General features: G+C 58.2%; 20 protein-coding genes and 1 pseudogene. 12 read left to right on the forward strand and 9 right to left on the reverse strand.

The genetic code is table 11. The features are described 5' to 3' along the window. The first annotated feature begins 20 nt into the window (after positions 1–20). The 5 genes and pseudogenes from ACUY3D_RS03795 (at position 21) to musI (ending at position 5565) form a co-directional block, all read left to right on the forward strand. Complete coding sequence (locus ACUY3D_RS03795; RefSeq protein WP_269948256.1) at positions 21–1265, forward strand: DUF4032 domain-containing protein; 1245 nt, start codon at positions 21–23, stop codon at positions 1263–1265. Positions 1266–1630: 365 nt separating this feature from the next. Continuing rightward, positions 1631–2961, forward strand: a pseudogene (locus ACUY3D_RS03800) (ABC transporter substrate-binding protein). A gap of 172 nt (positions 2962–3133) precedes the next feature. Continuing rightward, positions 3134–3979, forward strand: coding sequence for a carbohydrate ABC transporter permease (locus ACUY3D_RS03805; protein ID WP_070520471.1), 846 nt, complete (start codon positions 3134–3136; stop codon positions 3977–3979). Positions 3980–3982: 3 nt separating this feature from the next. Continuing rightward, on the forward strand, positions 3983–4897 hold the full coding sequence (locus ACUY3D_RS03810) for a carbohydrate ABC transporter permease (protein WP_143335529.1): 915 nt from the start codon (positions 3983–3985) through the stop codon (positions 4895–4897). A 26-nt stretch (positions 4898–4923) separates the two neighbouring features. Beyond that, positions 4924–5565 (forward strand): ABC transport system MusEFGK2I component MusI, encoded by a 642-nt coding sequence (gene musI / locus ACUY3D_RS03815; protein ID WP_250223885.1) that lies wholly within the window; start codon positions 4924–4926, stop codon positions 5563–5565. 103 nt (positions 5566–5668) lie between these two features. Here the strand turns inward: musI and ACUY3D_RS03820 are convergent, their stop codons facing one another. Further along, positions 5669–6052: an RNA polymerase-binding protein RbpA gene (locus tag ACUY3D_RS03820; protein WP_010186588.1), complete on the reverse strand. Its 384-nt coding sequence runs from the start codon at positions 6050–6052 to the stop codon at positions 5669–5671. A gap of 135 nt (positions 6053–6187) precedes the next feature. Here ACUY3D_RS03820 and ACUY3D_RS03825 point away from each other — a divergent pair, with 135 nt between their 5' ends. The 4 genes from ACUY3D_RS03825 (at position 6188) to ACUY3D_RS03840 (ending at position 9404) form a co-directional block, all read left to right on the forward strand. Beyond that, positions 6188–6547 (forward strand): hypothetical protein, encoded by a 360-nt coding sequence (locus tag ACUY3D_RS03825; RefSeq protein ID WP_250223887.1) that lies wholly within the window; start codon positions 6188–6190, stop codon positions 6545–6547. 3 nt (positions 6548–6550) lie between these two features. After that, positions 6551–7249 carry a YceI family protein gene (locus ACUY3D_RS03830; protein ID WP_250223888.1) on the forward strand — a complete coding sequence of 233 codons (699 nt, stop codon included), beginning with the start codon at positions 6551–6553 and terminating at the stop codon, positions 7247–7249. A gap of 15 nt (positions 7250–7264) precedes the next feature. Further along, complete coding sequence (locus ACUY3D_RS03835; protein WP_168163001.1) at positions 7265–7429, forward strand: hypothetical protein; 165 nt, start codon at positions 7265–7267, stop codon at positions 7427–7429. Between the two features lie 604 nt (positions 7430–8033). Further along, the gene (locus ACUY3D_RS03840) at positions 8034–9404 is read left to right on the forward strand and encodes an MFS transporter (protein WP_448240367.1); all 1371 of its coding nucleotides are present in this window, start codon (positions 8034–8036) and stop codon (positions 9402–9404) included. 338 nt (positions 9405–9742) lie between these two features. Here ACUY3D_RS03840 and ACUY3D_RS03845 read toward each other — a convergent pair whose 3' ends face one another. After that, entirely contained in the window at positions 9743–10720 is a 978-nt protein-coding gene (locus ACUY3D_RS03845) for a bile acid:sodium symporter family protein (protein ID WP_448240368.1), read from the reverse strand. A 109-nt stretch (positions 10721–10829) separates the two neighbouring features. Between ACUY3D_RS03845 and ACUY3D_RS03850 the strand changes: the two genes are divergently transcribed. Then, positions 10830–13751 carry an FAD-binding and (Fe-S)-binding domain-containing protein gene (locus ACUY3D_RS03850; RefSeq protein ID WP_448240369.1) on the forward strand — a complete coding sequence of 974 codons (2922 nt, stop codon included), beginning with the start codon at positions 10830–10832 and terminating at the stop codon, positions 13749–13751. A gap of 68 nt (positions 13752–13819) precedes the next feature. Here the strand turns inward: ACUY3D_RS03850 and ACUY3D_RS03855 are convergent, their stop codons facing one another. The 6 genes from ACUY3D_RS03855 to ACUY3D_RS03880 all read right to left on the reverse strand — a co-directional run bounded on the left by ACUY3D_RS03855 (position 13820) and on the right by ACUY3D_RS03880 (position 20618). Then, a complete protein-coding gene (locus tag ACUY3D_RS03855; RefSeq protein WP_448240370.1) occupies positions 13820–14950 on the reverse strand; it encodes an ABC transporter ATP-binding protein in 1131 nt (376 codons plus the stop codon). Between the two features lie 26 nt (positions 14951–14976). Then, the gene (locus tag ACUY3D_RS03860; RefSeq protein WP_448240371.1) at positions 14977–16287 is read right to left on the reverse strand and encodes an ABC transporter substrate-binding protein; all 1311 of its coding nucleotides are present in this window, start codon (positions 16285–16287) and stop codon (positions 14977–14979) included. 73 nt (positions 16288–16360) lie between these two features. Beyond that, positions 16361–17332, reverse strand: a complete 972-nt coding sequence (locus tag ACUY3D_RS03865) for a carbohydrate ABC transporter permease (RefSeq protein WP_144677133.1) — start codon at positions 17330–17332, stop codon at positions 16361–16363. Beyond that, entirely contained in the window at positions 17333–18307 is a 975-nt protein-coding gene (locus tag ACUY3D_RS03870) for a carbohydrate ABC transporter permease (RefSeq protein WP_448240372.1), read from the reverse strand. A gap of 238 nt (positions 18308–18545) precedes the next feature. Next, positions 18546–19265, reverse strand: a complete 720-nt coding sequence (locus ACUY3D_RS03875) for a glycerophosphodiester phosphodiesterase (protein ID WP_070520437.1) — start codon at positions 19263–19265, stop codon at positions 18546–18548. Between the two features lie 60 nt (positions 19266–19325). Then, positions 19326–20618, reverse strand: a complete 1293-nt coding sequence (locus ACUY3D_RS03880; protein ID WP_070596587.1) for an SAM-dependent methyltransferase — start codon at positions 20616–20618, stop codon at positions 19326–19328. Positions 20619–20804: 186 nt separating this feature from the next. Here ACUY3D_RS03880 and ACUY3D_RS03885 point away from each other — a divergent pair, with 186 nt between their 5' ends. Both ACUY3D_RS03885 and thiD read left to right on the forward strand, forming a co-directional pair. Further along, entirely contained in the window at positions 20805–22148 is a 1344-nt protein-coding gene (locus ACUY3D_RS03885; protein ID WP_070520431.1) for an NAD(P)/FAD-dependent oxidoreductase, read from the forward strand. Positions 22149–22247: 99 nt separating this feature from the next. Then, on the forward strand, positions 22248–23084 hold the full coding sequence (thiD, locus tag ACUY3D_RS03890; protein ID WP_070520428.1) for a bifunctional hydroxymethylpyrimidine kinase/phosphomethylpyrimidine kinase: 837 nt from the start codon (positions 22248–22250) through the stop codon (positions 23082–23084). Here the strand turns inward: thiD and ACUY3D_RS03895 are convergent. After that, complete coding sequence (locus ACUY3D_RS03895; protein ID WP_070520425.1) at positions 23081–23683, reverse strand: class I SAM-dependent methyltransferase; 603 nt, start codon at positions 23681–23683, stop codon at positions 23081–23083. The two genes, thiD and ACUY3D_RS03895, sit on opposite strands and share 4 nt — an antisense overlap. Positions 23684–23747: the final 64 nt, after the last annotated feature.

The following is a 23747-nucleotide window of genomic DNA, read 5'->3' on the forward strand; positions in this document are numbered from 1 at the left end:
AGAAGGTGGATTGACTCGACATGAAAGAGTCCATGAGCATCACCTCTTCGACGTACGCGTCGGCATTGCTGACGCTGCCTTGGGATACGCCCCTGGAACAGTGGCCCGATGATCTCATCGCCGCACTGCCCAGGGGTATTTCCCGGCATATCGTGCGTTTCGTGGGGATCAATCGCGGCATCGTCGCAGTCAAGGAGATTGGTGCGCGTACCGCTCACCACGAGTACAAGATGCTGCGTGAGCTGCAGCGCCTCGGCGCTCCCAGCGTGCGTCCCGTTGCAGTCATCACGGGACGCCAGCCGGCTGTAGAAAGCTACGGAGAGCTCACCGCAGCTCTGGTGACTGAACACCTAGAGTTTTCTCTTCCGTACCGCGAGATCTTCTCGCGGCACCTGACAGTCGTCGAAGCGGAGAAGCTCATCCGTGCCTTGTCGGTGCTTTTGGTGCGGATGCATTTGCTCAATTTCTACTGGGGTGATGTATCGCTGTCGAATACCCTTTTCCGGCGTGATGCCGAGACTTATTCGGCCTATCTTGTCGACGCCGAAACAGGGGAGTTCCAGCCCAATCTCTCCGAATCACGCAGGCTTTACGACGTCGACATTGCCCGCGTCAACATCATCGGTGAGCTCATGGACTTGCAGGCAGGTGAATGCCTAGATCAAGATATCGATGTCATCGCCCTTGGAAGCTTGGTCGAGAGTTCCTACCTTGAATTGTGGACAGAGCTAACTGCCGAAGAATCCGTAGATGCCAGCGAGTACTGGCGCGTTTCCGAGAGGATCGACCGCCTTAACCAGCTGGGTTTCGACGTGGGGGAGCTCAAGGTCACCAAGGACGCGTCGAAACAGGTCGTGCGCATTCGCCCTGTGGTAGTCGATCCCGGCCACTATCGTTCGGAGCTGTTGAGCTTGACAGGGCTGAGCGTCGAGGAGCACCAAGCGCAACGCCTATTGGGCTCTATCCAGGCCTATCAGGCTATCGAGTGCGACCCTCATGTTGGGCTGACCCAGGCGGCGCACTTGTGGATGACACACGAGTATGAACCGACCATTGCTGCGGTTCCCGTCGAGATGCTCCACAAGCTGGAACCGGCACAGATCTTCCACGAGATCGTTGACCACCGCTGGTTCCTCGCCCAAGAGAGGGGAGAAGCCGTAACCCTCCCGGAAGCCACGGCGTCCTATCTCTCTTCCGTATTGCCCGCCCGCCGCGACGAGGCTCGGCTGCTTCAGACGCCGGCACCGAATGACGACTTGTCATAACCGCCCGTGTGCCCCAACACCGCTCAATAGCTCAAGTCTATCGAGCCGCTCTCAGCCGTTTCTTATATCGTTTTGTATGTTTTAGGCCCGATTGCCCCTTAAATGGGGAGCGATCTCATGCCCGAATATGGATATAGTCACAATCGGGCGTTTTAGGCCCGATTTCTTTTGATCGTGTGGAATACCTCACTAAGGTAGGAGACAGGCTAACCAGTTCATAGTCGGATAGTGACCAGCTATGGACCAACTGGTAGCACTGGGCAAGAGCCTTTGTCATGGAGGATCGCCCAGACATAACCGCATACGAGCCGGTTGTCTATCTACGGCTCAACATCCCGCTTTTCATCAAGAAAGATGAGGACCACATGAAGCGTCTTACTCGCATCGCATCCATCAGCATGGCTTCCATGCTGGCCGCCGCAAGTCTCGTCGCCTGCTCAGGCTCTACTGACGACGAAGGCGATTCTACTTCCTGAACTTCAAGCCAGAACAGGATGCCGCTTACCAGGAGATCGCAAAGGCTTACACCGAAGAGACCGGCGTCAAGGTCAAGGTCGTCACCGCAGCCTCCGGCTCCTATGAGCAGACCCTCAAGGCTGAGATCGGCAAAGATGAAGCACCGACCCTCTTCCAGGTCAACGGCCCGGCTGGTTTCATCACCTGGCAAGACTACATGGCAGACATGTCGGATACCGAGGTAGCTAAGCAGCTCACCGATGACATCCCGCCACTGACCACTGAAGATGGAGAGGTACGCGGCGTCCCGTTCGCTGTCGAGGGCTTCGGCATCATCTACAACGACGAGATCTTCGACAAGTACATCGCCACCTCCGGGGCAAAGATCAAGTCCACCGATGAGATCAAGAGCTACCAGAAGCTCAAGGAAGTCGCCGAGGACATGCAGGCGAAGAAGGACGAGCTCGGCATTGAGGGCGCCTTTGCCTCCACCTCACTGACCTCCGGCGAGGACTGGCGCTGGCAGACTCACCTGGCCAACGCTCCGATTTGGCAGGAGTACCAAGACAAGGGCGTCGAGGACACCAACGAAATCGACTTCTCCTATAACAAGGAGTACAAGAACCTCTTCGATCTCTACCTGGACAACTCCACCGTCGAGAAGTCTCTTGCCCCGTCTAAGACGGTCTCTGACTCCATGGCTGAGTTCGCTCAGGGCAAGGCCGCCATGGTCCAAAACGGTAACTGGGCATGGTCCCAGATTTCCGAGACCTCCGGCAACGTAGTCAAGGAAGACAAGATCAAGTTCCTGCCGATGTACATGGGCCTGCCGGATGAGGAGAAGCACGGCATCAACGTCGGTACCGAAAACTACTTGGGTGTGAACTCGGAGGCTTCCGAGGCAGACCAGAAGGCTACCAAGGACTTCGTGGACTGGCTCTTCACCTCCGATGCCGGCAAGGAGCACGTGGTTAAGGACCTTGGCTTCATTGCCCCGTTCAAGAACTACTCCGCAGAAGACACTCCGAATGACCCGCTGGCAAAGCAGGTCGCGGAAGCTATCGACAACGAAGACCTCACCACCTACCCGTGGAACTTCCAGTACTTCCCGTCACAGCAGTTCAAGGATGACTTCGGCCAAGCCCTGTCTCAGTATGCCTCCGGCACCCTGAAGTGGGATGACGTCGTCAAGCAGTTCAAGGACAACTGGGCTGCTGAAAAGGAATCCAACTGGGGCTAAACCTTTAGTCCCATCCCCTCGCCATCCGCCTTCCCAAACGGAGGGCGGGGAGGGGAGTAGGTGAGAGGCATGGCACGTACTCGTCAGTTTGTTCCACGCCCTCAGCCCCCCTCTCCTCGCCGCCATCCTTTGGGAAACGCGTGGCACCACCTGAATTTAAGGTTTCACCACCATGCAAGCAACGCTGAAGAAATACTTCCCAGTCTTTGTCTTGCCCACCCTTCTGGCATTCATGATTGCCTTCTTGGTGCCGTTTATCGTGGGTTTCTTCCTCTCCTTTACGAAATTCACCACCATCACTAACGCCAAGTGGGTTGGCATCGACAACTACGTCAAAGCTTTCTCCCAACGCGAAGGATTCATCTCAGCCTTCGGTTTCACCGTCCTCGTGGTCATCGTCTCCGTGATCACCGTTAACGTCTTCGCCTTCCTCTTGGCGTGGATGCTGACCCGCAAGCTTCGCGGCACAAATTTCTTCCGCACGGTCTTCTTTATGCCGAACCTCATCGGCGGCATCGTCCTGGGCTATACCTGGCAGACCATGATCAATGCCGTGCTTTCGCACTATTCCACGACTATTAGCGCGGACTGGAAATTCGGTTACGCCGGCCTCATCATGCTGCTGAACTGGCAGCTGATTGGCTACATGATGATTATCTACATCGCCGGTCTACAAAACGTCCCGCCGGAGCTTCTCGAGGCCGCTGAGCTCGATGGTGTCAACAAGTGGGAAATGCTGCGCCACGTCACCATCCCGATGGTCATGCCGTCAATCACCATTTGTCTCTTCCTAACCTTGTCGAATTCCTTCAAACTCTTCGACCAAAACCTTGCACTGACCAACGGTGCACCTGGCGGACAAACCGAGATGGTCGCCCTCAACATCGTCAATACGCTGTTCAACCGTATGAACGTCGAGGGCGTGGGGCAGGCCAAGGCCGTCATCTTCGTCGTCGTCGTGGTCGTCATCGCGTACTTCCAGTTGCGCGCGACCCGCTCCAAGGAAATCGAGGCTTAAGTCATGACTACCAGTACTTCAGCGCAGGCCGCACCGGCCCCGAAGAAGAAGGATCACCAGCTTCCTACGGACAACCAGACCAGGATGTCCGGCGGCGCCAAGTTCATTGTCTACGCCATCCTGGTGTTCTTTACCATCGTGTTCCTTGGCCCGATTCTCTTCATCTTCATCAACTCCTTTAAGTCCAAGTTCGCTATCTCATCCGATCCTTTCTCCCTACCCATTGGTGAAACCTGGGTCGGTTTCGAGAACTTCATGGTGGGCTTGACCAAGCAGGGCTTCCTTGAAGCGACCTTGTGGTCCTTCGTCATTACGATTCTCTCCGTGATTGTCATCGTGTTTTTCTCCGCGATGACCGCCTACTACATCACGCGCGTTAAGACCTGGTGGACGAACCTTCTGTACTACCTCTTTGTGGTGTCCATGATCATCCCCTTCCAGATGGTTATGTTCCCGACGGTCAAGATTGCAGACATGCTCCACCTCAACAACCCGATCGGCATCGTGGTGCTCTACCTCGGTTTCGGTTCCGGTCTATCGGTGTTCATGTTTGCCGGATTCGTCAAGTCCATCCCCTTGGACGTCGAGGAAGCCGCGATGATCGACGGCTGCGGCCCGCTCCAGAACTACTTCCGCGTGGTGTGGCCTATGCTTAAGCCGACTGCCATTACCGTGGCCATTCTCAACGCCATGTGGGTATGGAACGACTACCTGCTGCCGTACCTGGTCATCGGCCTGTCCACCCGCTACAAGACCATCCCGGTAGTCATCCAGTCCTTCGTTGGCTCCAACGGCAACCGCGATATGGGCGCCATGATGGCGATGCTGGTTCTGGCCATTATTCCTATCGTCATCTTCTACTTCTCCACGCAGAAGCACATCATCGAAGGTGTTGCTGCCGGCGCTGTCAAGGGCTAATCCGCAGTGCGGTAGGTTAGAAAACCATGAACCGCATGCTCGGCCCCGAATCGAAGTTCTATGCTGCTCTGAGCCTCTTCGCTGACCTCGTCATCGTTAACGTTCTCCTGGTTATCACGTGCTTTCCCGTATTCACTGGGGGAATGTCCCTACGCACCGCTCACGCGGTGACTGGTCAGATGGTTCGCGAAGAAGGTTCCCGCCGCGGCTCAGCCTTCGTTCGGGGCCTTGTGACGCGTCCCGGGGTAAACACTGCATGGTGGCTCATTTGCCTCGCCGTAGGCGCCTTGGCCGCCTATGAATTCGCCATTATCGCAAAGGCTGAGCTCGGGACGATGGGCGTAGTGCTTCGCGCTGCGCTGGTCTCAGGCCTCATTGTCATAAGCTGCATTAGTGTGTGGTTCTTCCACCTCGATGCGCCAGGGTTGAGGTTTAGTCAACGGTGCACAACGGCCATGATGAAGGCGGTAGCGCACCTTCCGCGTACGCTTTTAGCAGTGTGCCCTTGGGCACTGCTGGTACTGTACCCGCTCTTTTTCCCTGCGCAGTGGGGAGGCTACCTGTTCTTTCTCGTTGTGCTCGGTCCGGCCCTCGCAGTCTATCTCGCTGAGTTGGCGCTACAATGGCCCGAACTCAATTCCGATTCTCCCGATGGCAGCGCCGCATAAGGCGCTGCGGGCAAGCTGGGCCCAAAACGAAAAATAGGGTAGTGGTATCCACTTCTTCGTGGATTCACTACCCTTGAGAATTCTATGCGGCGCGCAAAGGCTGCTAGGCCTCTCCTTCTTCCTGCGCCTTCTGCTCCTTGAGGAGGCGTGCCGCCGCGCGACGTCGCGAACGCAGATTCTCAATGCGCTCCGTCAAGAGTTCATCCAGCTCCTCAATGGAGCGACGCTCGCGCAGCATATCCCAGTGGGTCCGCGGCGGCTTCACGGGCTTGGACTCTACGCCTTCGCCCTCAACCAGAGTGCCGAGCTTACCGTTCTTGCACATCCACTCCTCGGGAATCTCCGCATCGTCAGCGAAGGGCACCTCGTAGATGTCGCCGTCTTCGGTGCGGTACTTCACCATCTGGCGCGGGGCCAAGTCGTGGTCGCGGTCGGTTTCGTAGCTCACTGCGCCCATGCGGCTGCCACGGAGTACGCGATCTGCCATGCAACATCATCCTTTTCAAGTGTTGAGGTAGGAAAGGGATCAGGGTCGACCTATATCACCCAAAGATCTATCATTATAACGAATGGCCCCTTGCCTTTGTTCCCACCCTCGGGTTAATGGGCTAAGGTGATTGAGGTGATTGGTACACAGGATCCGCAGCCCGGCACGCCGCCAAGGCGCAGCCCGGCAACCTGCCAGTGGTGTGGCAAGGAAATCGCGCAGGGCGGCCGGGGTAGGCCACGCAAGTTCTGCTCGCCATCCTGCAAGCAGCGAGCCTACGAGCAGCGCCACAACGTGGTTGGAACGCCCATTCCTGCGGATGCCGTCATCCTAACTCCAGAGAAGGCTGAGCGTCTCCGCGACGGCCTCTTTGAGCTGCGGTGTTGCGCTGAGGATGTTGCTACGGCAGCGTCGGAAAGCGCCAGCGCTGAAGAGATGGAACAGCTGTGTGCTGAACTGGTCGCACTGGCTCGAAAGCTTGAGGAATTGAGATAGTACATGAAATCCTTATTAGGCAACCGCAAATTGATCGTTAGTATCTTCGTGATCCTGATTGTGGCCTCGACAGCGCTGGCCCTAGGACCACTCGTGTTTTCTTTGATCATGGGCCGCGGTGTCAAAACCGAGCCCATCAATGCGGATAAGGTCCAGGCCGCTACTACCAACGTCGATGGCGAATGGCACGTGGCGCAAGGTACGGCATATAACCACACCTCGGCAGGTTTTACTATCGATGAGATCCTCCCAGCCGATAAGCGCACGACATCCGGCTCAACCAAGCATGTCACCGGCCAGGCCACCATCAAGGACGGCACCGTTGAGAAGGCGCACATCGCCGTGGACATGGCGAGCCTGACCACGGACAAGAAGGTGCGCGACCAGAACATGAAGACAAAGCTCTTTGAGGTCACAAAGTGTCCAGAGTCTACCTTCACATTGACTGAGCCCGCAGACGTCTCCGCCGTGCCTGACGACGGCTCAGTAGTCACCGTCCCACTCACAGGCGATCTCACCATCCACGGCCAGACCAAGAGCGTGAGCCAGGATTTTCAGGTGGTCCGCGATGGCGACACCATCATCTTGGGTGGCGACATCCCGATTAACCGCCTCGATTTCGGTATTGAGACTCCTGAAATGATCGCCGCGCGGATCTCCGAAACTGGCGAGATCAACGTCCGCGTCACCTTTGAGAAGTAAGATTCACTGTTCTTCATGAATTCCCAACGCCTCATTCCAATCCTGTGGGTACGGCTCGTCGTGCTCGTAGGGTTTGGCATCTTTATTTGGTTGCAGGAGATGAAGCTCCTCGCTGCCTTCTCGGCGGTACTCGTAGCTCTTACCATCGTGCAGCTGGTGATCGCCTACCGTCAGCGCTAAAACTGACGCTTGACGCATGCACAGAAACATACCCCAATTACGTAACTGTGACTATTTAATGGCAATTTGGGCCGCCCACTAAGCAGCCAACAGGGAGGCGCAGATGAAGGTAAGCGGCCGCCAACTATAGCAACCCCGCACACGAGACCTTATCCACAAACAAGGAGTGGCGCGCAAAAAGGGACATCCGGAAGGTAGCAAGCAAAGGAACCTTGCAGCCACGAAGGATTTCCCAACACAGAATCGGCAACGCCGATACGACACGCAGCTCAGAAACCAATCGCCAGCCAGCCGCCAACAGCACGCGCTGCGACCAGGGTGAAACCATGAGCGTCCACGAGAAAGTCGAGACAGTACAGTCAAGGAACAAACTCGGAACCGGGCGGCGCTGAAGGAAAGATCCCCCTCCGCCCAGTGCATAAGTGGTTGTCCGATAATGTACATTATGTCATTTTAACCACGCTTCCACTCCCCAGCTTTCAACCGCTAGTCACTCGCTTTGAATTTTTCACTCAATGAGACTTTCATTTCAACCAGTGAGACTGGTAGTGTTTCCTCCATAACCAATCAAGCTATTGAAATTTTCGAGGAGGGCGCCTCTCACATGACCGCCGTCAACACCACGCTGCCGAAGTCAGCGGGCACAACACAGCGACTCACCAAACGTGATCGTGTTCGTATTGCCGTGGCTTCGACCATTGGCACGACCATCGAGTTCTACGACTTCTGTATTTATGCCACGGCAGCCGTAGCCGTCTTTCCTTTTCTCTTCTTCCCAAAGACCGAGGATCCCACCGTCGCCCTGCTCCAGTCCTTCGCCACCTTCGGCCTGGCCTTCATCGCACGTCCGCTGGGCTCGTTGCTCTTCGGGCACTTCGGCGATCGCGTCGGCCGCAAAGCCACGCTCGTCGGTGCGCTCCTGACAATGGGCATCGCCACCTTCATCATCGGTATCCTGCCCACATACCAGACCGCAGGCATCATCGCCCCGGCCTTGCTGGCCCTGATGCGTTTCTGCCAAGGCTTAGGCTTGGGTGGCGAATGGTCCGGCGCAGCACTGTTGGCCTCCGAAACCGCTGAGGAAGGCAAGCGCGCTTCTGCTGCCATGTGGCCACAATTTGGCGCACCTTTCGGCTTCTTCTTAGCTAACGGCTTTTTCCTGACCTTGGTTGCCACCATGGATTACTCACGCGGTGACACCACCGGCACCTTCATGGAATGGGGCTGGCGCTTGCCCTTCCTCGCGTCTGCGGTCATGGTTCTCATCGGCCTCTATGTTCGCCTGCGCTTAGAAGAAACTCCTGTCTTCCAGCAGGCCGTTGACGAAGGCAAGAAGGTCAAGACCCCTATGGTGGAAGCATTCCGCATCGCCTGGAAGCCAATGATCATCGGCACCTTCGTCATGGTCTCTTGCTACACGCTGTTCTACCTGGTCACCACCTGGATTCTCTCCTACGGCATTGGTGATAAGACCAAGGAACTAGGCCTGGGAATCCCTTACCTGGAGTTCTTGGAGATCCAATTGATCTCCATCTTCATGTTCATGATCGGCATTCCCGTATCCTCGATGCTTTCGGACAAGTACGGGCGCAAGCCAATCTTGACCGTAACCTCGCTCATCATGATTGCCTTCGGCTTTAGCTTCCCCTTCTTCCTCGGCATCGACAACGCTGACCGAAACTCGGTCCTCGGATTCCTCGTCGTCGGCATGTTCATCATGGGACTCATCTTCGGCCCTATGTCCGCCGTCCTTCCTGAGCTCTTCCCCACCAACGTGCGCTACACCGGTTCCGGCATCGCGTACAACGTCTCATCGATCCTCGGCGCTGCAGTGGCACCATTCATCGCAACGTGGCTGGTCAGCTCCTATAACGTGAATTATGTGGGATACTATCTCATCATCGTCTGCTTCATCTCCCTCATCGCGATCATAATGATGCAGGAGCTGAAGGACCATGACCTCTCGCAGGTTTAGCCGGTCTTAAGACGCATACTTCTCCCCGACTTCTTCTGGTGTTACACACCAAAGCTCAGGGAGATTTTGGTTTCGGTTCCGTCGGCGGCTTGGCCCCGGCAGCGCCGTCCCGAAAGGCACCGATTAGGGGATCCATTCCTGGGAGCACTGTGCCACTGCTTCCAAAAGCGCAGACCAGGAAGTGCATACCTGCAGGTGGTCATCGCCAAACATCCGGGCAGTGCTTGGCGACGACCAGCGTGCCTGCACTTTCAGGTCTGGACAAATGGAAAGGGCGGCTAGCACAGTAGTTGCTAGCCGCCCATAAGACGCTGCTTTGTGAGAGAGGCGCCTGCTAACTACACAGCAACAGTTGCTCGCTCGGTCTGGGGTTCGTTGACAATGGGCTTGCGGCGCACGATGGCGGCGAAGATCGCTCCGGTGACATTGGCCCACACCGCGGCCACGACACCCGGCAGCGCCGCCTCTGGGGTAAAGAACTGCAGCGCCAAGGCCGAAGCCAATCCGGAGTTCTGTGTTGCCACCTCGATTGCCGTAGTACGCGCCGCCGCCTCGCGTTGACGGGCAAGCTTCGCCGAGCAATAACCAAAAAGGAAGCCGATGAGGTTCTGAATGGCCACACCTGCGAAGACGACCAGGCCCACGGTCACAAGCTTGTCCTGAGACTTTGACACCACCGCCATGACCACGCCGCCGATGCCAGCGATGGCCACCCACGGCAAGGCCGGCAGAAGCTTGTCCACTGCCTTGCTGGCGATAACGCGCAAGAGGAGGCCGAGCCCTACAGGAATGAGCACTGTCTGAACCAGCGACCACATCATGCCGGCGCCGTCGACCTCGGCGGTCTTCCCTGCCAGCCACAGCATGAGCAAAGGCGTCATGATCGGTGAGACGAGGGTCGATACCGAGGTCATCGCCACCGACAGTGCAACATCACCTTTGGCCAGGTAAGCCATGACGTTGGATGCGGTACCGCCGGGGACAGAGCCGAGGAGGATGAGGCCGACGGTGGCGGCGTCGGAAAGCCCCAGCAGTTTTGCCACGAGTACGGCGCTGGTCGGCATGATGGCAAATTGGCAGACAACACCCAAGAAGATGGGCAACGGACGCTTCGCCACGAGGGCCAGGTCCGGAATGGTCAAGGTCAGACCCATCGAGAACATGATGACCATCAGCAATTGCGAGGTGTACTGCCCTATCGGTTCAAAGGTGTTGGGGCTCATGAAAGCGACAAAAGCGCAGGCAATGATGACGATGGGGAAGATATACACGGCGAGTTTCTCGCCGGTCTCCCCCTCTGTGCGTGGGTTCGTCACGGTGTTTCCTTTCCAGAAGGTGTCTCACTAGATGAATTGAGTATCCCATATGATGAACCTCACGTACCCGGTTTGACCCATATTTACTATCAAGCGATAGATTAGAAACATGTCCAAGCTACTAAGCCCCGATTCCTCTCGTTTCTCTCGCCCAGCCGGCACCACAAGCCAGGCCGACGCCGTCCCCGCACGCTTCAAGAACGGCTCCCCCGCCGAACTCCTCGCGGATATGAAAGCCATCGTCGGCGCAGAAAACGTGCATGGACGCCTCAGTGACCTCGTGCGCTTCTCCTCCGATGCCGGCCCCTACCGCTCCATCCCCAACATCGTGGTCTCCCCTCGCAACGCGGCGGACCTGTCTGCCTTGATGAAATATTGCGATACCCACGATCGCCACATGACCTTCCGCGCGGCAGGAACCTCGCTCAACGGACAATCCATGGGCGATGACATCCTCGTCGACGTCAAAACCCACTTCGGCGGCATGGAAGTACGCGAGGAAGGCCGCAAGCTGTGGTCCCGCCCCGGCGTCATCTTGGGCGATGCCCAGGCCGTACTTTCCCGCCATGGCTTCATGCTGGGGCCGGACCCGGGTTCCACGTCCGTATGCACCATCGGTGGCGTGCTGGCGGATAACTCCGGCGGCATGCGCTGTTCTTTGGAGCGCGACAGCTACCACAGCATTGAAGAGCTCATCTTCGTCCTGCCCTCCGGCACCATCGTGGATACCTCGCGGGGCGATGAGGCCTTCTGCAAGCAGGAGCCAAAGCTCCACGCCGATCTGCTGGCCTTCCGCGACAAGCTACGCGCCAACACCGAGATGGTGGAGTTCCTGCGCACCAAGTTCTCTATTCGCAACACCAATGGCCTGCGAATTGACGCCTTCCTCGATGAAGACGAACCCGTGCACATCCTCAAGCGCCTCCTCATCGGCTCCGAGGGCATCTTCGGTGCCATCACCGAATCCGTCATCCGCACGGTGAAGCTACCGCGCGTGAAGGCCACGACATGGGTCGAGCTGCCCAATCTCCGCGATGCGGCCAACTACGTCCACCCCATCATGGAAACCGGCGCGGAGGCCTGCGAGCTCCTCGTCGCCCCGGTCATGCGCCGCTCGGCCGAGCACTACTCCCACGCCCCGGAGTCCTGGCGCAACCTCGATGACGATGCCGCAGCACTCCTCGTGGAGGTCGGCGGCAGCGACGAGGCAGACCTGGACAAGGCCATGGAACGCCTGCGCGCAGTGCTTGCCGACGCCCCACTACTGCGCCCCCTCGAATTCCTCACCACCGCAGAAGGAATGCGCGGCGCCTGGGAACTGCGCAATGGCCTGTACGGGCTGCTGGGTGCGGATCGCCCGAATGGCACGGCATACATCACCGAGGATGTCTGCTTCCCACCCTCCCAGGTCGGCGAAGCTGCAGCGGACCTGTTGGACTTGCAGGCCAAGTACGGCTACCCGGAATCCGTCATGGGGCACGCTGCCTTTGGCAACCTGCACTTCTTCTTCACCCCGCGCTTCGACGTTGAGGAGGAGCGCGAGTCCTATGCCGCGTTCTTGGATGATTTGGCTGAGCTGGTCATTGATAAGTACCAGGGCTCGATGAAGGCCGAGCACGGCACTGGCGTCAACATGGCGCCCTTCCTGGAGCACGAGTGGGGCACGGAGGCCTTCGAGCTCTTCTGGGAGGTCAAGAACATGATCGACCCCAAGGGCATCCTCGCACCGAACGTAAAACTCACGCGCGACCAGACCATCCACCTGCGCAACTTCAAGTCCTTCCCCAAGGTTGAAAGTGAGATCAACCCCTGTGTTGAGTGCGGCTTCTGCGAGCCTGTCTGCCCCTCCCGCCGCGCCACGGTGACCCCACGCCAGCGCATCGTCTTGCGCCGCGAGATGGCTCGGCAGGAAGAAGGCTCGGAGGTCTTGGCGCAGCTGCAGAAGGAGTATCAGTACGACGCCGTCGACATGTGCGCGGCCGACGGCACGTGTTCAATCCCCTGCCCGATCAGCATCGATACCGGTGCGGTCATGAAGAAGCTACGTTCTCAGCAGGCAACCCCTGCCCGCGAGAAAGTGGCGCTCACGACGGCGCAGCGCTGGGAGCTGGTAGAGAAGCTTGCCCGCGCTGGCATCGTCTCCGCCAACAAGGTTCCTCACAAGCCTCTGGAACTGGGGGCCAACATGGCGCGTAACGTGGTGGCCCCCGACTTGCTGCCGACCGTCCCAGGCCCACTTCCGAAGGCTGCATCGCGTCTGCCGGAAACTCCGCGCGAGGGTGCTGGCGCGCTCTACTTCCCGGCCTGTATTAACCGCATCTTCGGCCGTCCTGCTGGGGCAGCTAAGGATTCGGTAGACCTCCCGCGCGCCATCGTGGAACTGGGACGCCGTGCTGGCCAGCCAGTGTGGATCCCAGAAGACGTCGCGGGCGATTGCTGCGGCACGCCGTGGTCATCCAAGGGCTACAAAGAGGGATTTGAATATCAAGCTCAAAAGATAGTTCGCGATCTCTGGCACTGGTCGGAGCACGGCCGCCTGCCCATCGTCGTCGATGCTGCAAGCTGCACCCACGGGCTGCTCGACTCGGTTCCGGAGGTGCTCTCCCCCGCTGACCGCGAGCTCTGGGAGGACTTAAAGATCCTCGATGTCGTGGAGTGGTTGCGTGATGAAATTGCACCACACCTGCCAATCGTGAAGAGCATGGGCAGCATCGCCGTCCACCCGACGTGCTCGACAGACCACATGGGGATTAGCCAGGACCTCCTTGACTTGGCCAACCTCTGCGGTGACGCCAAGATCCCTGAGGGCGCGATGTGCTGTGGCTCCGCTGGCGACCGCGTCATGCTTCACCCAGAGCTTGTTGAGTCCGCTACCCGCGAGGAGCGCGCTTCTCTCGACGCCGAACACTTCGACGCGTACGTCTCTGATAACCGCACCTGCGAGATGGGTCTAGAAATGATTGCGGGCAAGACCTATGACTCGATTGCAGTACTGTTGGAGAGGGCTTCCCGTCCGGTCGTCACTCCATAGCACCGTGCCGGTGGCGGCACCCCTTGTGGGAGCCTCGCCACCGGCACGTCAGTCGTGGCGGAAGCAGCTTATAGATAGTCGTAATTGATTTCGGTGTCTGGGGCGAAGAAGACGCAACCTCCCTTAATCGGGCGCAGGTAAATCGTGTCGCCTTGTCGCACGTCAACGCCTCGGGGCACCTTCACTGAGATACGGTCACCACGGACTGCGCTGACGTCGTCCGCCGACTCCTCTGGGCCGCCGTAGACGTACAACTCGGAGCCAAGGTGCTCCACAATGTCGACCCGAACTGGTAGCCCATATTGCTCACCGGGTTGGTTCACGCCAACGATTTCCCAGTTCTCTGGGCGCACGCCGACGATGACGCGATCCGATGCCACCTTCGCGGCCTGCTCCGGCGGCATGTAGTAGTCCAAAGCATGGTCCTTGCCGCCGACAACGCGACCGTCGACGAAGGGGACGTTGTCGATGAGAGTCATAGCCGGCGAACCGATAAACGTCGCCACGAACGAGTTACCCGGATTCTCATACAACGTGTTCGGCGCGTCGACCTGCTGAATGATGCCTTGTTTGAGAACGCACACGCGGTCCCCCATGGTCATGGCCTCAGTCTGGTCGTGGGTGACGTAGACCGTGGTGGTGTTGAGCTCGCGCTGCAGCTGCAAGATTTGCGCACGCGTCGATACGCGCAGCTTCGCATCCAAGTTGGACAGCGGCTCATCCATGAGAAAGACCTTAGGCTGGCGAACGATAGCGCGTCCCATAGCCACGCGCTGGCGCTGGCCGCCCGACATAGCGGAAGGCTTGCGATCAATGAGGTCTTCCAGTTCCAACATCTTCGCGGCATTATTCACGCGCTTTTCGATGGTTGCCTTATCCACCTTGGCGTTCTGCAAGGCAAAGGCCATGTTCTGGCGCGCTGTCATGTTGGGGTACAGCGCATAGGATTGGAACACCATGGCTACATCGCGATCCCGCGAGCGGGCTTCAGTAACGTCAGCCCCGTCGATGAAGATCTGCCCTTCGTCGATTGGCTCAAGGCCAGCGAGCATGCGCAATGTCGTAGATTTGCCGCAGCCCGAAGGCCCGACGAGTACTAGGAACTCGCCGTCCTTGATATCTAGGTTTATGCGGCTAACCGCCGGAGGCTTCTTCGGATCATAAATCCTTGAAGCTTGACGGAATTCAACTGTAGCCATGGTGTCCTTTCAAACTGTCCGAAGCGTTACTTGAGCTTCGGGGTGATGTCGCGGTCGATAACGCTCTGGGTCTCCTTCTGCAGGTCACCGAATGCGGTCTCCACGTCCTCATTTCCTACGGTGATGCGATCAAGAACGCCACCGATGCGCTGGCCGCCGCCCGGTACGAAGACGCGAGCGTAGTCCTGCGGCTTGGTGTTCTCATTGAGCTGCTCGATAGCGGTCTGCGCGTTCGGGTTCTCCTCCAAGAACTTCTTCTCTTCCGGATCGTCCAAAGCATTCTTGCGCACCGGCATGTAACCCGTCTTCTGGGAGAACTTGATGGTGTTTTCGGTGTTAGTCAGGAAGTCAATGAACTTAACCGCGTTAGCCTTACGCTCGTCAGAAATGCCAGCCGGCACGGCCAGTCCGGCACCGCCAGTCGCTGCCGAAGGACCAGGGCCCGGCAGGTAGGTGGTGATGAACGGAATCGTTGCCGTCTCCTTCAGGCCACCCAAGGAACCGGTGGACTCCAGCAGACCGGAAGCCTTGCCGGAGCCGAATGCAACGGTCGGGTCGGTGGAGATTTCGATGTGGCCTTCCTTGACCTGGGCCTGGAGGAACTTACCGGCCTCGATGGACTCCTTCGAGGTAAAGTTCGGTTCCCACTCATCAGAGTAAGAACCACCGAAGGCCCAAATCATGCCCTGGAAGTACCAGTCGAGATAGCTGGAGCCGTCCGGAACAGTAACAGCCGGCTTGTTGAGCTTGTCCTTGATCTTGGTAGCCCACTCGTCGAACTCTTCCCAGTCCTTCGGGCCACGATCGGTAGGAAGCCCCGCTGCCTTGAGGTCATCGGTGTTCCAATACATCAGGTTCGTGGATCGGGAGTACGGCACACCGTAGTGCTTGTCCTTGTACTTGTAGTCCTCACGCAGGGTATCGACGTAGCTCTCCGAGTCAATGTCGTTCATCTCCCAGAGGTCATCGAGCGGCGTGGTGGCCTCATTCAGTGCGAAGTTGAACCAGGTGACGTCGGAGGCAACGAGGACGTCAGGCAGATCGCCGCCTGCGAGGGCAGCATTGAAGCGCTGCGCAACTTCCTCATAGTTGGATCCCGCGGTGACCAGTTCAACCTTGAGATCCGGGTTTTCCTTCTCAAATTCATCAATGAGCTCTTGCTCTAAGTCGCGCGAGGATCCCGGGTGATTGGACCAGAAAGTGATGGTGTTGGCATCGCCGTCATCTTTCGAGCCGTTGCTTGCGGTGGTCGATCCACCTGCACAAGCGGTCAAGGACACGGTGGTCAGTAGTGCCGCGCAGGCAGCGACGATGCGAGTAGTGGTCTTACGAGACATGGGGAGGTTCTCCTTTGGAGGTGAAGAGTTGGGGACTTGATTGAGTTGGGCATAGAGACAGCAGGCAGACGGACTAGCCTTTGACTGCGCCCGCAGTCAAACCCTTGATCATCGGCTTCTGGAGTATGAGGAAGATGATGATCATGGGCAGGGTTGTCAACACCGTACCGGCCATCACCGGCGCCCAGTTTGTGACGCCTTCCGCATCCTGCAAGCGGGTCAGGCCCACCGGCAGCGTGGCTGCAGCCGGTGTATCCGTAATCAGGAAGGGCCACAGGTATTGGTTCCATTCATTGACCACGGTGATGAGGACGAACGCGGACAGCGTTGGCCATGACATCGGCAGGACCACTCGGAACAAGGTGGTAAAGAAACCTGCTCCGTCCATGCGAGCGGCCTCGAGAATTTCCGGGGGCAATGACTGGAAGTGATTGCGCATGAGGAAGGCACCGAACGCCACGCCCGCCAGTGGGATGATGACGCCAGCGTAGGTATCTCTCCAACCCCACGACGCAACCAACGAGTAGTTCGAAATAATGGTGATCTGGTTGGGAACCATCAGCGAGGCGATGATAAGCAGGAACAGTAGGTTTCGGCCGGGGAAACGAATGAATGCGAAGGCATAGGCAGTCAGAACGCCGAGGACTACCTCTACCACCGTCAGGATCAGAGTGATGATGACGGAGTTTTTCAGGTAGCTCGAGAAGCCAGAGGTCTGCCAGACGTAGGAATAGTTCTCCGCCTTGAAAGGATTAGGCCAGAAGGAAATTGGATCCGAATACACGTCCTGGAAAGACTTGAAGCTGGTGATGAAAATAAAGTACAGCGGCACCATAATCATCAGCACTGTCAGTACCAAGGCGATGTAGCCGATGACCTTCGTCGCTGGATGACTGTGATCAATTGGCTCGCCTTTGCGTTTTCGCTGGGCATCAGTAATGACCGGCGCTGCGAGGGATTGGGAGCCAGGAACGGGCGGCAGTTCGCCTTTGGCTTGCGGGAGACCTACCTGGACGGAAGCCGGAATTGCGCGTCTTTCGGACATTTACTTATCCATCCTTTCCTGCAACTTAATCTGCAGCACCGTAATGACAAGCACTACGAGGAACATGATGGTAGCTACTGCTGCGCCATAGCCGGCACGGTTGTTGATGAAGGTCTCCTGGTACACCTGGAAGACCATTGTGGAAGTTCCGTAGCCGAACGGTCCACCACCGGTCATCGCATTGATGATGTCGAAGACCTGGAAGGAATTGAGCAGCACGGTAATCAGCAAGAAGAAGGTGGTGCCGCGAAGCTGCGGCAGGACCACACGGAAGAAGTGTCGCGGGGCCGGGGTACCGTCAATCTCCGATGCTTCGTCAAGATCACGGCGCCGTCCTTGCAAGGCAGCCAGATAGATAACGAAGACGTAGCCTACGTTTTTCCAAATGTAGGTCACCGTAATCATGAACAGCGCCCAGTTCTGTTGTTGGTAAAAGTTCGGCACATCGACCCCGATGATCCCCAAGAAGTATTGGATGAGGCCGTAGTTGGGATCGAAGACAAACTGGAAGGCCACGCCAATCGCCGCACCTGCGATGACGTAGGGAGCGAAGACCATCGAACGCACCGCAGCGCGACCAAAAAGCTTTTGGTCCAGCAGCAATGCCAGAGCCAGTCCCAAAACCATCGAACCGGCCACCGCGAAGAAAGTAAAAACGACAGTGTTGAACACCACGCGTCCGGTATCCGGTGCTTGGAACCAGTCGATGTAGTTCTGAAGACCGACAAAGGTCATCGTCGGCGATGAAATATTCCAGTTAAAGAAAGAGATGCGAATGTTATCGACCAACGGCCGATAAGTGAAAAGAACGAGAAGGAGAAGGTTCGGGCCAACGAGCAATGCCGCAAGACCGATCTGTTTCCAATCGAGCTTCCGTTTGCGTGGATGACGCGCGAAGTCCTCGGAGACGACCGGCTTCTCAGTGACTGCAGGGATCGCAGCCGTTAGCCCGTTTGCCGGGGTGGAAATTGCCATGCAGAAGAAACTAGACCAAGGCAGTAAACAAAAAGTTTATTGAAAGTATTGACTTGATAAACAGCAGGAAAATTTCCGGAGCCGAGCACTCGAAAACCCATGCTGCGCGTGGGGAACATCACAAGCAACACAATGGAAGACCTCACATCACGTCGCGTTAATGAGAGAACTCCGCCGTCTCTTTAGATAGACCATTTCGGTCCATGACGGATCAGATGAGGATGTAGCCTAACGCTGGCTAACTGCGCGAAAGCACGTCGATTGCCAGCTCTGGCAGGTCGGTTGCCATGAGCGATACTCCGTTTTCGCGGCACCACTCCATGTCCTTTGGCAGGTTCACCGTCCACACGTAGGACGGGGCATCAACACCGACAAAGAAGTCGGCGTCCCTCCGCGCTTGGTGAATCGAAGGCCCAAATCCCGTTGCACCCTCGAGCATTTCCGGGACTCCCTCATCAGGTTCAAGGAGAAGGAATGACCGCAAGGACGGCAAGAAGTGTCGAAACCGAGCAATTGCTTCGGGGTTGAAGGAGATCAGGCTAAACCGTGGGTCGGCATCGAGCTGTCGGCCGCGTAGGACTTCCGCTACCGATTCCTCAAGGCGTGCACCAAAAGGAGACGGATGCTTCGTCTCTATGAGCAGCTGCTTTCCGGGGTAAGACATGACGAGGTCCACGAGTTCGTCGAGAAGCATGATGCGTTGCGGATCCCCGTGGGTACCGAAATTGAGTGTGCGCAGCTCCTCTAGGGTCATGTCGCCAACAGCGCCGGCGCCATCCGACGTCCTGTCCACCGTCTGATCGTGGATAACTACGACTTCTCCGTCTTTGGTTAGGTTGACGTCGCACTCCACACCAGCCACGTCGAGTTTGAGGGCTTCTTCGAAGGACCGGAATGTGTTTTCGGGGTACCAGCCGTTATAACCTCGGTGCGCGATAATTCCTGGGCGCTCTGACATACTCTTATCCTCCGGGCGGCAAAGTGAATTGTGACGTTGGCGCCGCCCCAGTGTAGACCGCTAACGCCGGCCGCCGCGGTGGCGGTGGGTCGCCACCACGTGCACGGCATCCAGCATGCCCAGGCTGAGCACCGCCTCGCGCAGGGCAAATTGGAAGGTCCACAGGCGTCGAAAGACCTGATCGAACCCGGCTGCCCCGGCTTCGCGGTGGCGGCCATCGAAAAAGCTGCGCTGGTAGCGAAGCGTTTCGAGGTAGTGGCTTCCGGTGTGGGTTTGCGCGATGATTCGCAGGTTGGAACGCTTATCGAAGAGCCTATGGGTTTCTTCCAACAACGGGTATTCCAAGCCAGGCCAGATATAGGCACGCAGAACCTGAATCGCCGAACGAGCCGCCGGAGTCATCGCATCCGTGGCAAAAAGCGAAGCTAAAGCCAGACGCCCGCCACTGACCAGCGAGCGGTCCAGCATCTCGACATATCGGCGGCGTTCCGGCGGCGAAAGCGTCTCCAGTTTTTCGACGCTCACTATCGCGTCATACCGCCCGCGCCACTTCTTTGGGTTGGGCAAGGCCGTCTCTATGCCCTGCACGTGAACCGAATCAGCGGCGCCTTCGAGAAGCAGTTGCTCGTCGAAAAGCGCCTTCTGCTCCGTGTCGCCCGTAAGCACGTCCACCGTGGCGCGCCGGGCCACCGCCTGAACCGCTACTTGCAGCCCAGTGGCTGGGTAGACCAGGAGGTGGGTTCCGGCGCCGGTGCGGGTGGCGTCGAGAAGCCACTGCGCAGCGCGACGCTGTGCGTCGCCCAAGTCCTCGCGGTCCGTTGATGCCGGCTCGGTCACCGTGGTTACATCGACGAAGTGCTCTTTGGGTTCTTTTCTGCCCGCACGCGCGCTATAGCTACGCACCGCCTCGCGCACCGTAGTGGGTACGCCACTTGCAAAAATGCCGCCCGAATGGCTCAACGAGTCACCTGCGTACAGTTTCACAACGTCAAGGGGTAGTTCACCAGGGCTCGATGTCTCCACGGCAAGCTCCTTGGCCTTCGGCCGATAACCCACCCCCACCAGCCGCGTGAGGACTCTGACAAGGCGCTCAGAATCGGGAGTTGTCCACTCGCCAGCCATATAAGACTCGGCCAGGCCCAGCCAGCCCGAATCGGCGATGCGGGAGAAGAGGGCGTCGTGAAGCACGGTGACATCTGGGTCTTCGCCGTCCAGCTCTACCCCAGCCTTGGAACAGGCCTGCGCGAACTCCGCCTCAGCCCGGCCAGCTTTCATACGCAGTAGGCGCGGTGAAGGGACAGTAGCCACACCGGGCCACACCGCAGCATCGATCGAAGCCAAGTGGGGATACACGCTCAAGTCAGCCTTCCTCATCGCACGCATGTGTCCTCCCAGACTAAAGCCAACGGGGCCCGCGCGGGTGGAGGCGCGGCCCAAAAAGCCAGTTAATAACCCATAAAGTATGCATGTACCGCTAGAAAGGTTTAGACTGACTCGGGTAAAATAATCTGGCTTTCTTAAGGAAGGTAATCAAACACCATGGCGCAAACTCCCCACCGTCCTAGTAACGGCCGCCACCACGTCGTTGTTATCGGTGCCGGCTTCGGCGGTATCAACGCCGTCAAGAAGCTCAAGGACGCGGATGTTGAGATCACCCTCATCGACAAGAAGAACCACCACCTCTTCCAGCCGATGCTCTACCAGGTAGCCACCGGCGTCATTTCCGCCGGCGAAATCGCCCCGTCTACGCGTCAGATCTTGCGTCACCAGGACAACGTTAACTTTGTCAACGGTGAGGTCACCGACGTCAATATCAAGGATCAGACCGTCACCGCGGAACTCGATGGCGCTGTTCGTACCTACGGCTACGACTCCCTCATTGTGGCAGCCGGCGCTGGCCAGTCTTACTTCGGCAACGACCACTTCGCCGAGTATGCCCCGGGCATGAAGACGCTGGATGATGCCCTAGAGATCCGCTCCCGCATTATCTCCGCTTTTGAGAAGGCGGAGCTGGAAGAGGATCCTGCAAAGCGCGAGAAGCTGCTGACCTTCGTCATCGTGGGCGCTGGCCCGACCGGCGTTGAGCTGACCGGCCAGATTGCCGAGCTGGCACAGCGCACCTTTGCTGGCGAATACTCCAATTTCGGTTCCTCCTCCGCCAAGATTTACCTCTTGGACGGCGCTCCGCAGGTCCTTCCGCCGTTCGGCAAGCGCCTCGGCCGCAAGGCTCAGCGCACGCTGGAGAAGCTGGGCGTTGACGTGCGCCTCAACGCCATGGTTACCGACGTCACCGCTGACGCCGTCACCTACAAGAACATGAAGACCGAGGAAGAGGTCACCATCGAGGCCGCGACCAAGATCTGGTCCGCAGGTGTCGCCGCTTCCCCGTTGGGCAAGGTCATCGCTGACCAGGCTGGCGTGGAATCCGACCGTGCCGGCCGCGTCTCCGTTAACGAGGACCTCACGGTTGGCGAGTACAAGAACGTCTACATCGTCGGCGACATGATTTCCCTCAACCGCCTTCCGGGCGTGGCCCAGGTGGCCATCCAGGGCGGCAACCACGTGGGCAAGCTCATCGAAGCCAAGATCGATGAAGAGTCCACCGCGAACGAAGCCGAGCCGTTCGAGTACTTTGACAAGGGCTCCATGGCCGTTATTTCCCGCTTCAACGCCGTCGTCAAGCTGGGCAAGACCGAGTTTGCTGGCTTCCCGGCGTGGATCTCCTGGCTCGGCCTGCACATCTTCTACATCGTTGGCTTCCGCAGCCGTACCCTCGTGGCGCTGCACTGGATCCTCAACGCCTTCTCGCGCGACCGCGGCAACCTGGAAATCACCCAGCAGCAGCGCGTCGCTCGCAACGTCATTGACCGCGACCTTCACTAAGTTCTACGCGCTTTAAGGGAGAGAGGAATCATCCTCTCTCCCTTTTCTTTGGCCACATACGGTAGAACGGAAGAAGTCCCTAGCGTAAAGGAGAAAACCGTGAACCGTCCTGCCCTGCCTCGCGTCCTCAGCATTGCTGGCACCGATCCCACGGGAGGGGCGGGAATTCACGCTGACCTCAAATCCTTTGAGGCGGCCGGCGCCTATGGCATGGCAGTGGTGACGGCCCTCGTCGCGCAAAACACGCAAGGGGTGCGCGCCATCCACACCCCTCCGGTGGAATTCCTGCGCGAACAACTGACAAGTGTGAAGGAGGACGTGACTATCGACGCCCTCAAGATCGGCATGCTCGGCTCGGTGTCCATCACCGAAACGGTGAGCAAGTTCGTCTCTACCCTGCCCGAGGGGGTTCCCATAGTCTGCGATCCGGTCATGGTCGCCTCCAGCGGCGACCGCCTACTCGAACGGGAGGCGGAGCGCGCTGTGCGCGAACTCGCCCGCCGCTCCACCGTGGTCACGCCGAACTTGCCGGAGCTCGCTGTCCTCGCGGACGTCGCACAGCCGCGCATCCTCGAGGAAGCAATCGATATCGCCATTCAGTGGGCTCACGACAATGGGACCTGGGTCGTGGTCAAGGGCGGACACCTCGACGGCGCCCAAGCCGATAATGCAACGGTAAGCCCGTCCGGCGCGGTAACCCGCGTGCCCTGCCCGCGGATTAACACGAAGAACACGCACGGCACCGGCTGCTCGCTCTCCTCCGCGCTCGCAGCACGTTTAGGAGCGGGGGAAACACTCGACGAGGCATTGGTATGGGCCACCGAATGGCTCCACGAAGCGATAGAGAATGCTGATGCGCTTCACGTCGGTCGCGGGCGCGGCCCCGTTGACCATGGTCACCGGCTGCGGCGCCTCGCCGCAGGCGCGCAGCGCTAACCCAATAGGTCTGCGCCGGGGCGGGTAAGCACGGCCACCATGAAGGTGGAGTTCTCCTTAAAGACCTTCATGTCCCAGGATGCGAAGATGAAGTCGACTCGGTAGCCCACCGCGCGGGCGAGGTCGAGGAATTCATCGAAGCCCCAACCACGACCTTCGCCAAAACCAACGACGAACCGACCACCCGGGCGCAAAGCGTTGAAGACGTTGCGCAGAGCGGCCTCACGTCCTTCGATGGCAATGAAGGTCATCACGTTGCCCGCAGCCACAGCGATATCAAAGTTACCCTCCGGGATTTCCTCTTCCGAAAGGTCCCCCACTTCCCAACGGGCCTCCGGATAATCATTGACCGCATGCTCGATCAGGATGGGATCGACGTCCACGCCCAACACCGTGTGGCCGCGCTTTGCCAACTCACCGCCGAGGCGCCCGGAACCGCAGCCGGCGTCGAGGACGCGGGAGTGGCGTTCACTCATGGCGTCGATAAGCCGGGCTTCCCCATCGATGTCCTTGCCCTGGGCCCGAAGTGTCTTCCACTTCCGCGCAAAGTTATGGGAATGGGCGGGATTCGCTGCAGTAACTTCTTTCCAGGTAGGCATGACAACGATTATATGCCCTTACAGGTGTAAGCTTTAGCCGCCATTACAAAACGCCTATACGAAA

The sequence above is a fragment of the Corynebacterium guaraldiae genome (assembly GCF_053480195.1).

What these genes read in the sequence shown, in the direction of transcription:
- ACUY3D_RS03795 (WP_269948256.1), top strand. Translation starts at nt 21, where the DNA reads ATGAAAGAGTCCATGAGCATCACCTCTTCGACGTACGCGTCGGCATTG.
- ACUY3D_RS03805 (WP_070520471.1), top strand. Translation starts at nt 3,134, where the DNA reads ATGCAAGCAACGCTGAAGAAATACTTCCCAGTCTTTGTCTTGCCCACC.
- ACUY3D_RS03810 (WP_143335529.1), top strand. Translation starts at nt 3,983, where the DNA reads ATGACTACCAGTACTTCAGCGCAGGCCGCACCGGCCCCGAAGAAGAAG.
- musI (WP_250223885.1), top strand. Translation starts at nt 4,924, where the DNA reads ATGAACCGCATGCTCGGCCCCGAATCGAAGTTCTATGCTGCTCTGAGC.
- ACUY3D_RS03820 (WP_010186588.1), bottom strand. Translation starts at nt 6,052, where the DNA reads ATGGCAGATCGCGTACTCCGTGGCAGCCGCATGGGCGCAGTGAGCTAC.
- ACUY3D_RS03830 (WP_250223888.1), top strand. Translation starts at nt 6,551, where the DNA reads ATGAAATCCTTATTAGGCAACCGCAAATTGATCGTTAGTATCTTCGTG.
- ACUY3D_RS03835 (WP_168163001.1), top strand. Translation starts at nt 7,265, where the DNA reads ATGAATTCCCAACGCCTCATTCCAATCCTGTGGGTACGGCTCGTCGTG.
- ACUY3D_RS03840 (WP_448240367.1), top strand. Translation starts at nt 8,034, where the DNA reads ATGACCGCCGTCAACACCACGCTGCCGAAGTCAGCGGGCACAACACAG.
- ACUY3D_RS03850 (WP_448240369.1), top strand. Translation starts at nt 10,830, where the DNA reads ATGTCCAAGCTACTAAGCCCCGATTCCTCTCGTTTCTCTCGCCCAGCC.
- ACUY3D_RS03855 (WP_448240370.1), bottom strand. Translation starts at nt 14,950, where the DNA reads ATGGCTACAGTTGAATTCCGTCAAGCTTCAAGGATTTATGATCCGAAG.
- ACUY3D_RS03860 (WP_448240371.1), bottom strand. Translation starts at nt 16,287, where the DNA reads ATGTCTCGTAAGACCACTACTCGCATCGTCGCTGCCTGCGCGGCACTA.
- ACUY3D_RS03865 (WP_144677133.1), bottom strand. Translation starts at nt 17,332, where the DNA reads ATGTCCGAAAGACGCGCAATTCCGGCTTCCGTCCAGGTAGGTCTCCCG.
- ACUY3D_RS03870 (WP_448240372.1), bottom strand. Translation starts at nt 18,307, where the DNA reads ATGGCAATTTCCACCCCGGCAAACGGGCTAACGGCTGCGATCCCTGCA.
- ACUY3D_RS03875 (WP_070520437.1), bottom strand. Translation starts at nt 19,265, where the DNA reads ATGTCAGAGCGCCCAGGAATTATCGCGCACCGAGGTTATAACGGCTGG.
- ACUY3D_RS03885 (WP_070520431.1), top strand. Translation starts at nt 20,805, where the DNA reads ATGGCGCAAACTCCCCACCGTCCTAGTAACGGCCGCCACCACGTCGTT.
- ACUY3D_RS03895 (WP_070520425.1), bottom strand. Translation starts at nt 23,683, where the DNA reads ATGCCTACCTGGAAAGAAGTTACTGCAGCGAATCCCGCCCATTCCCAT.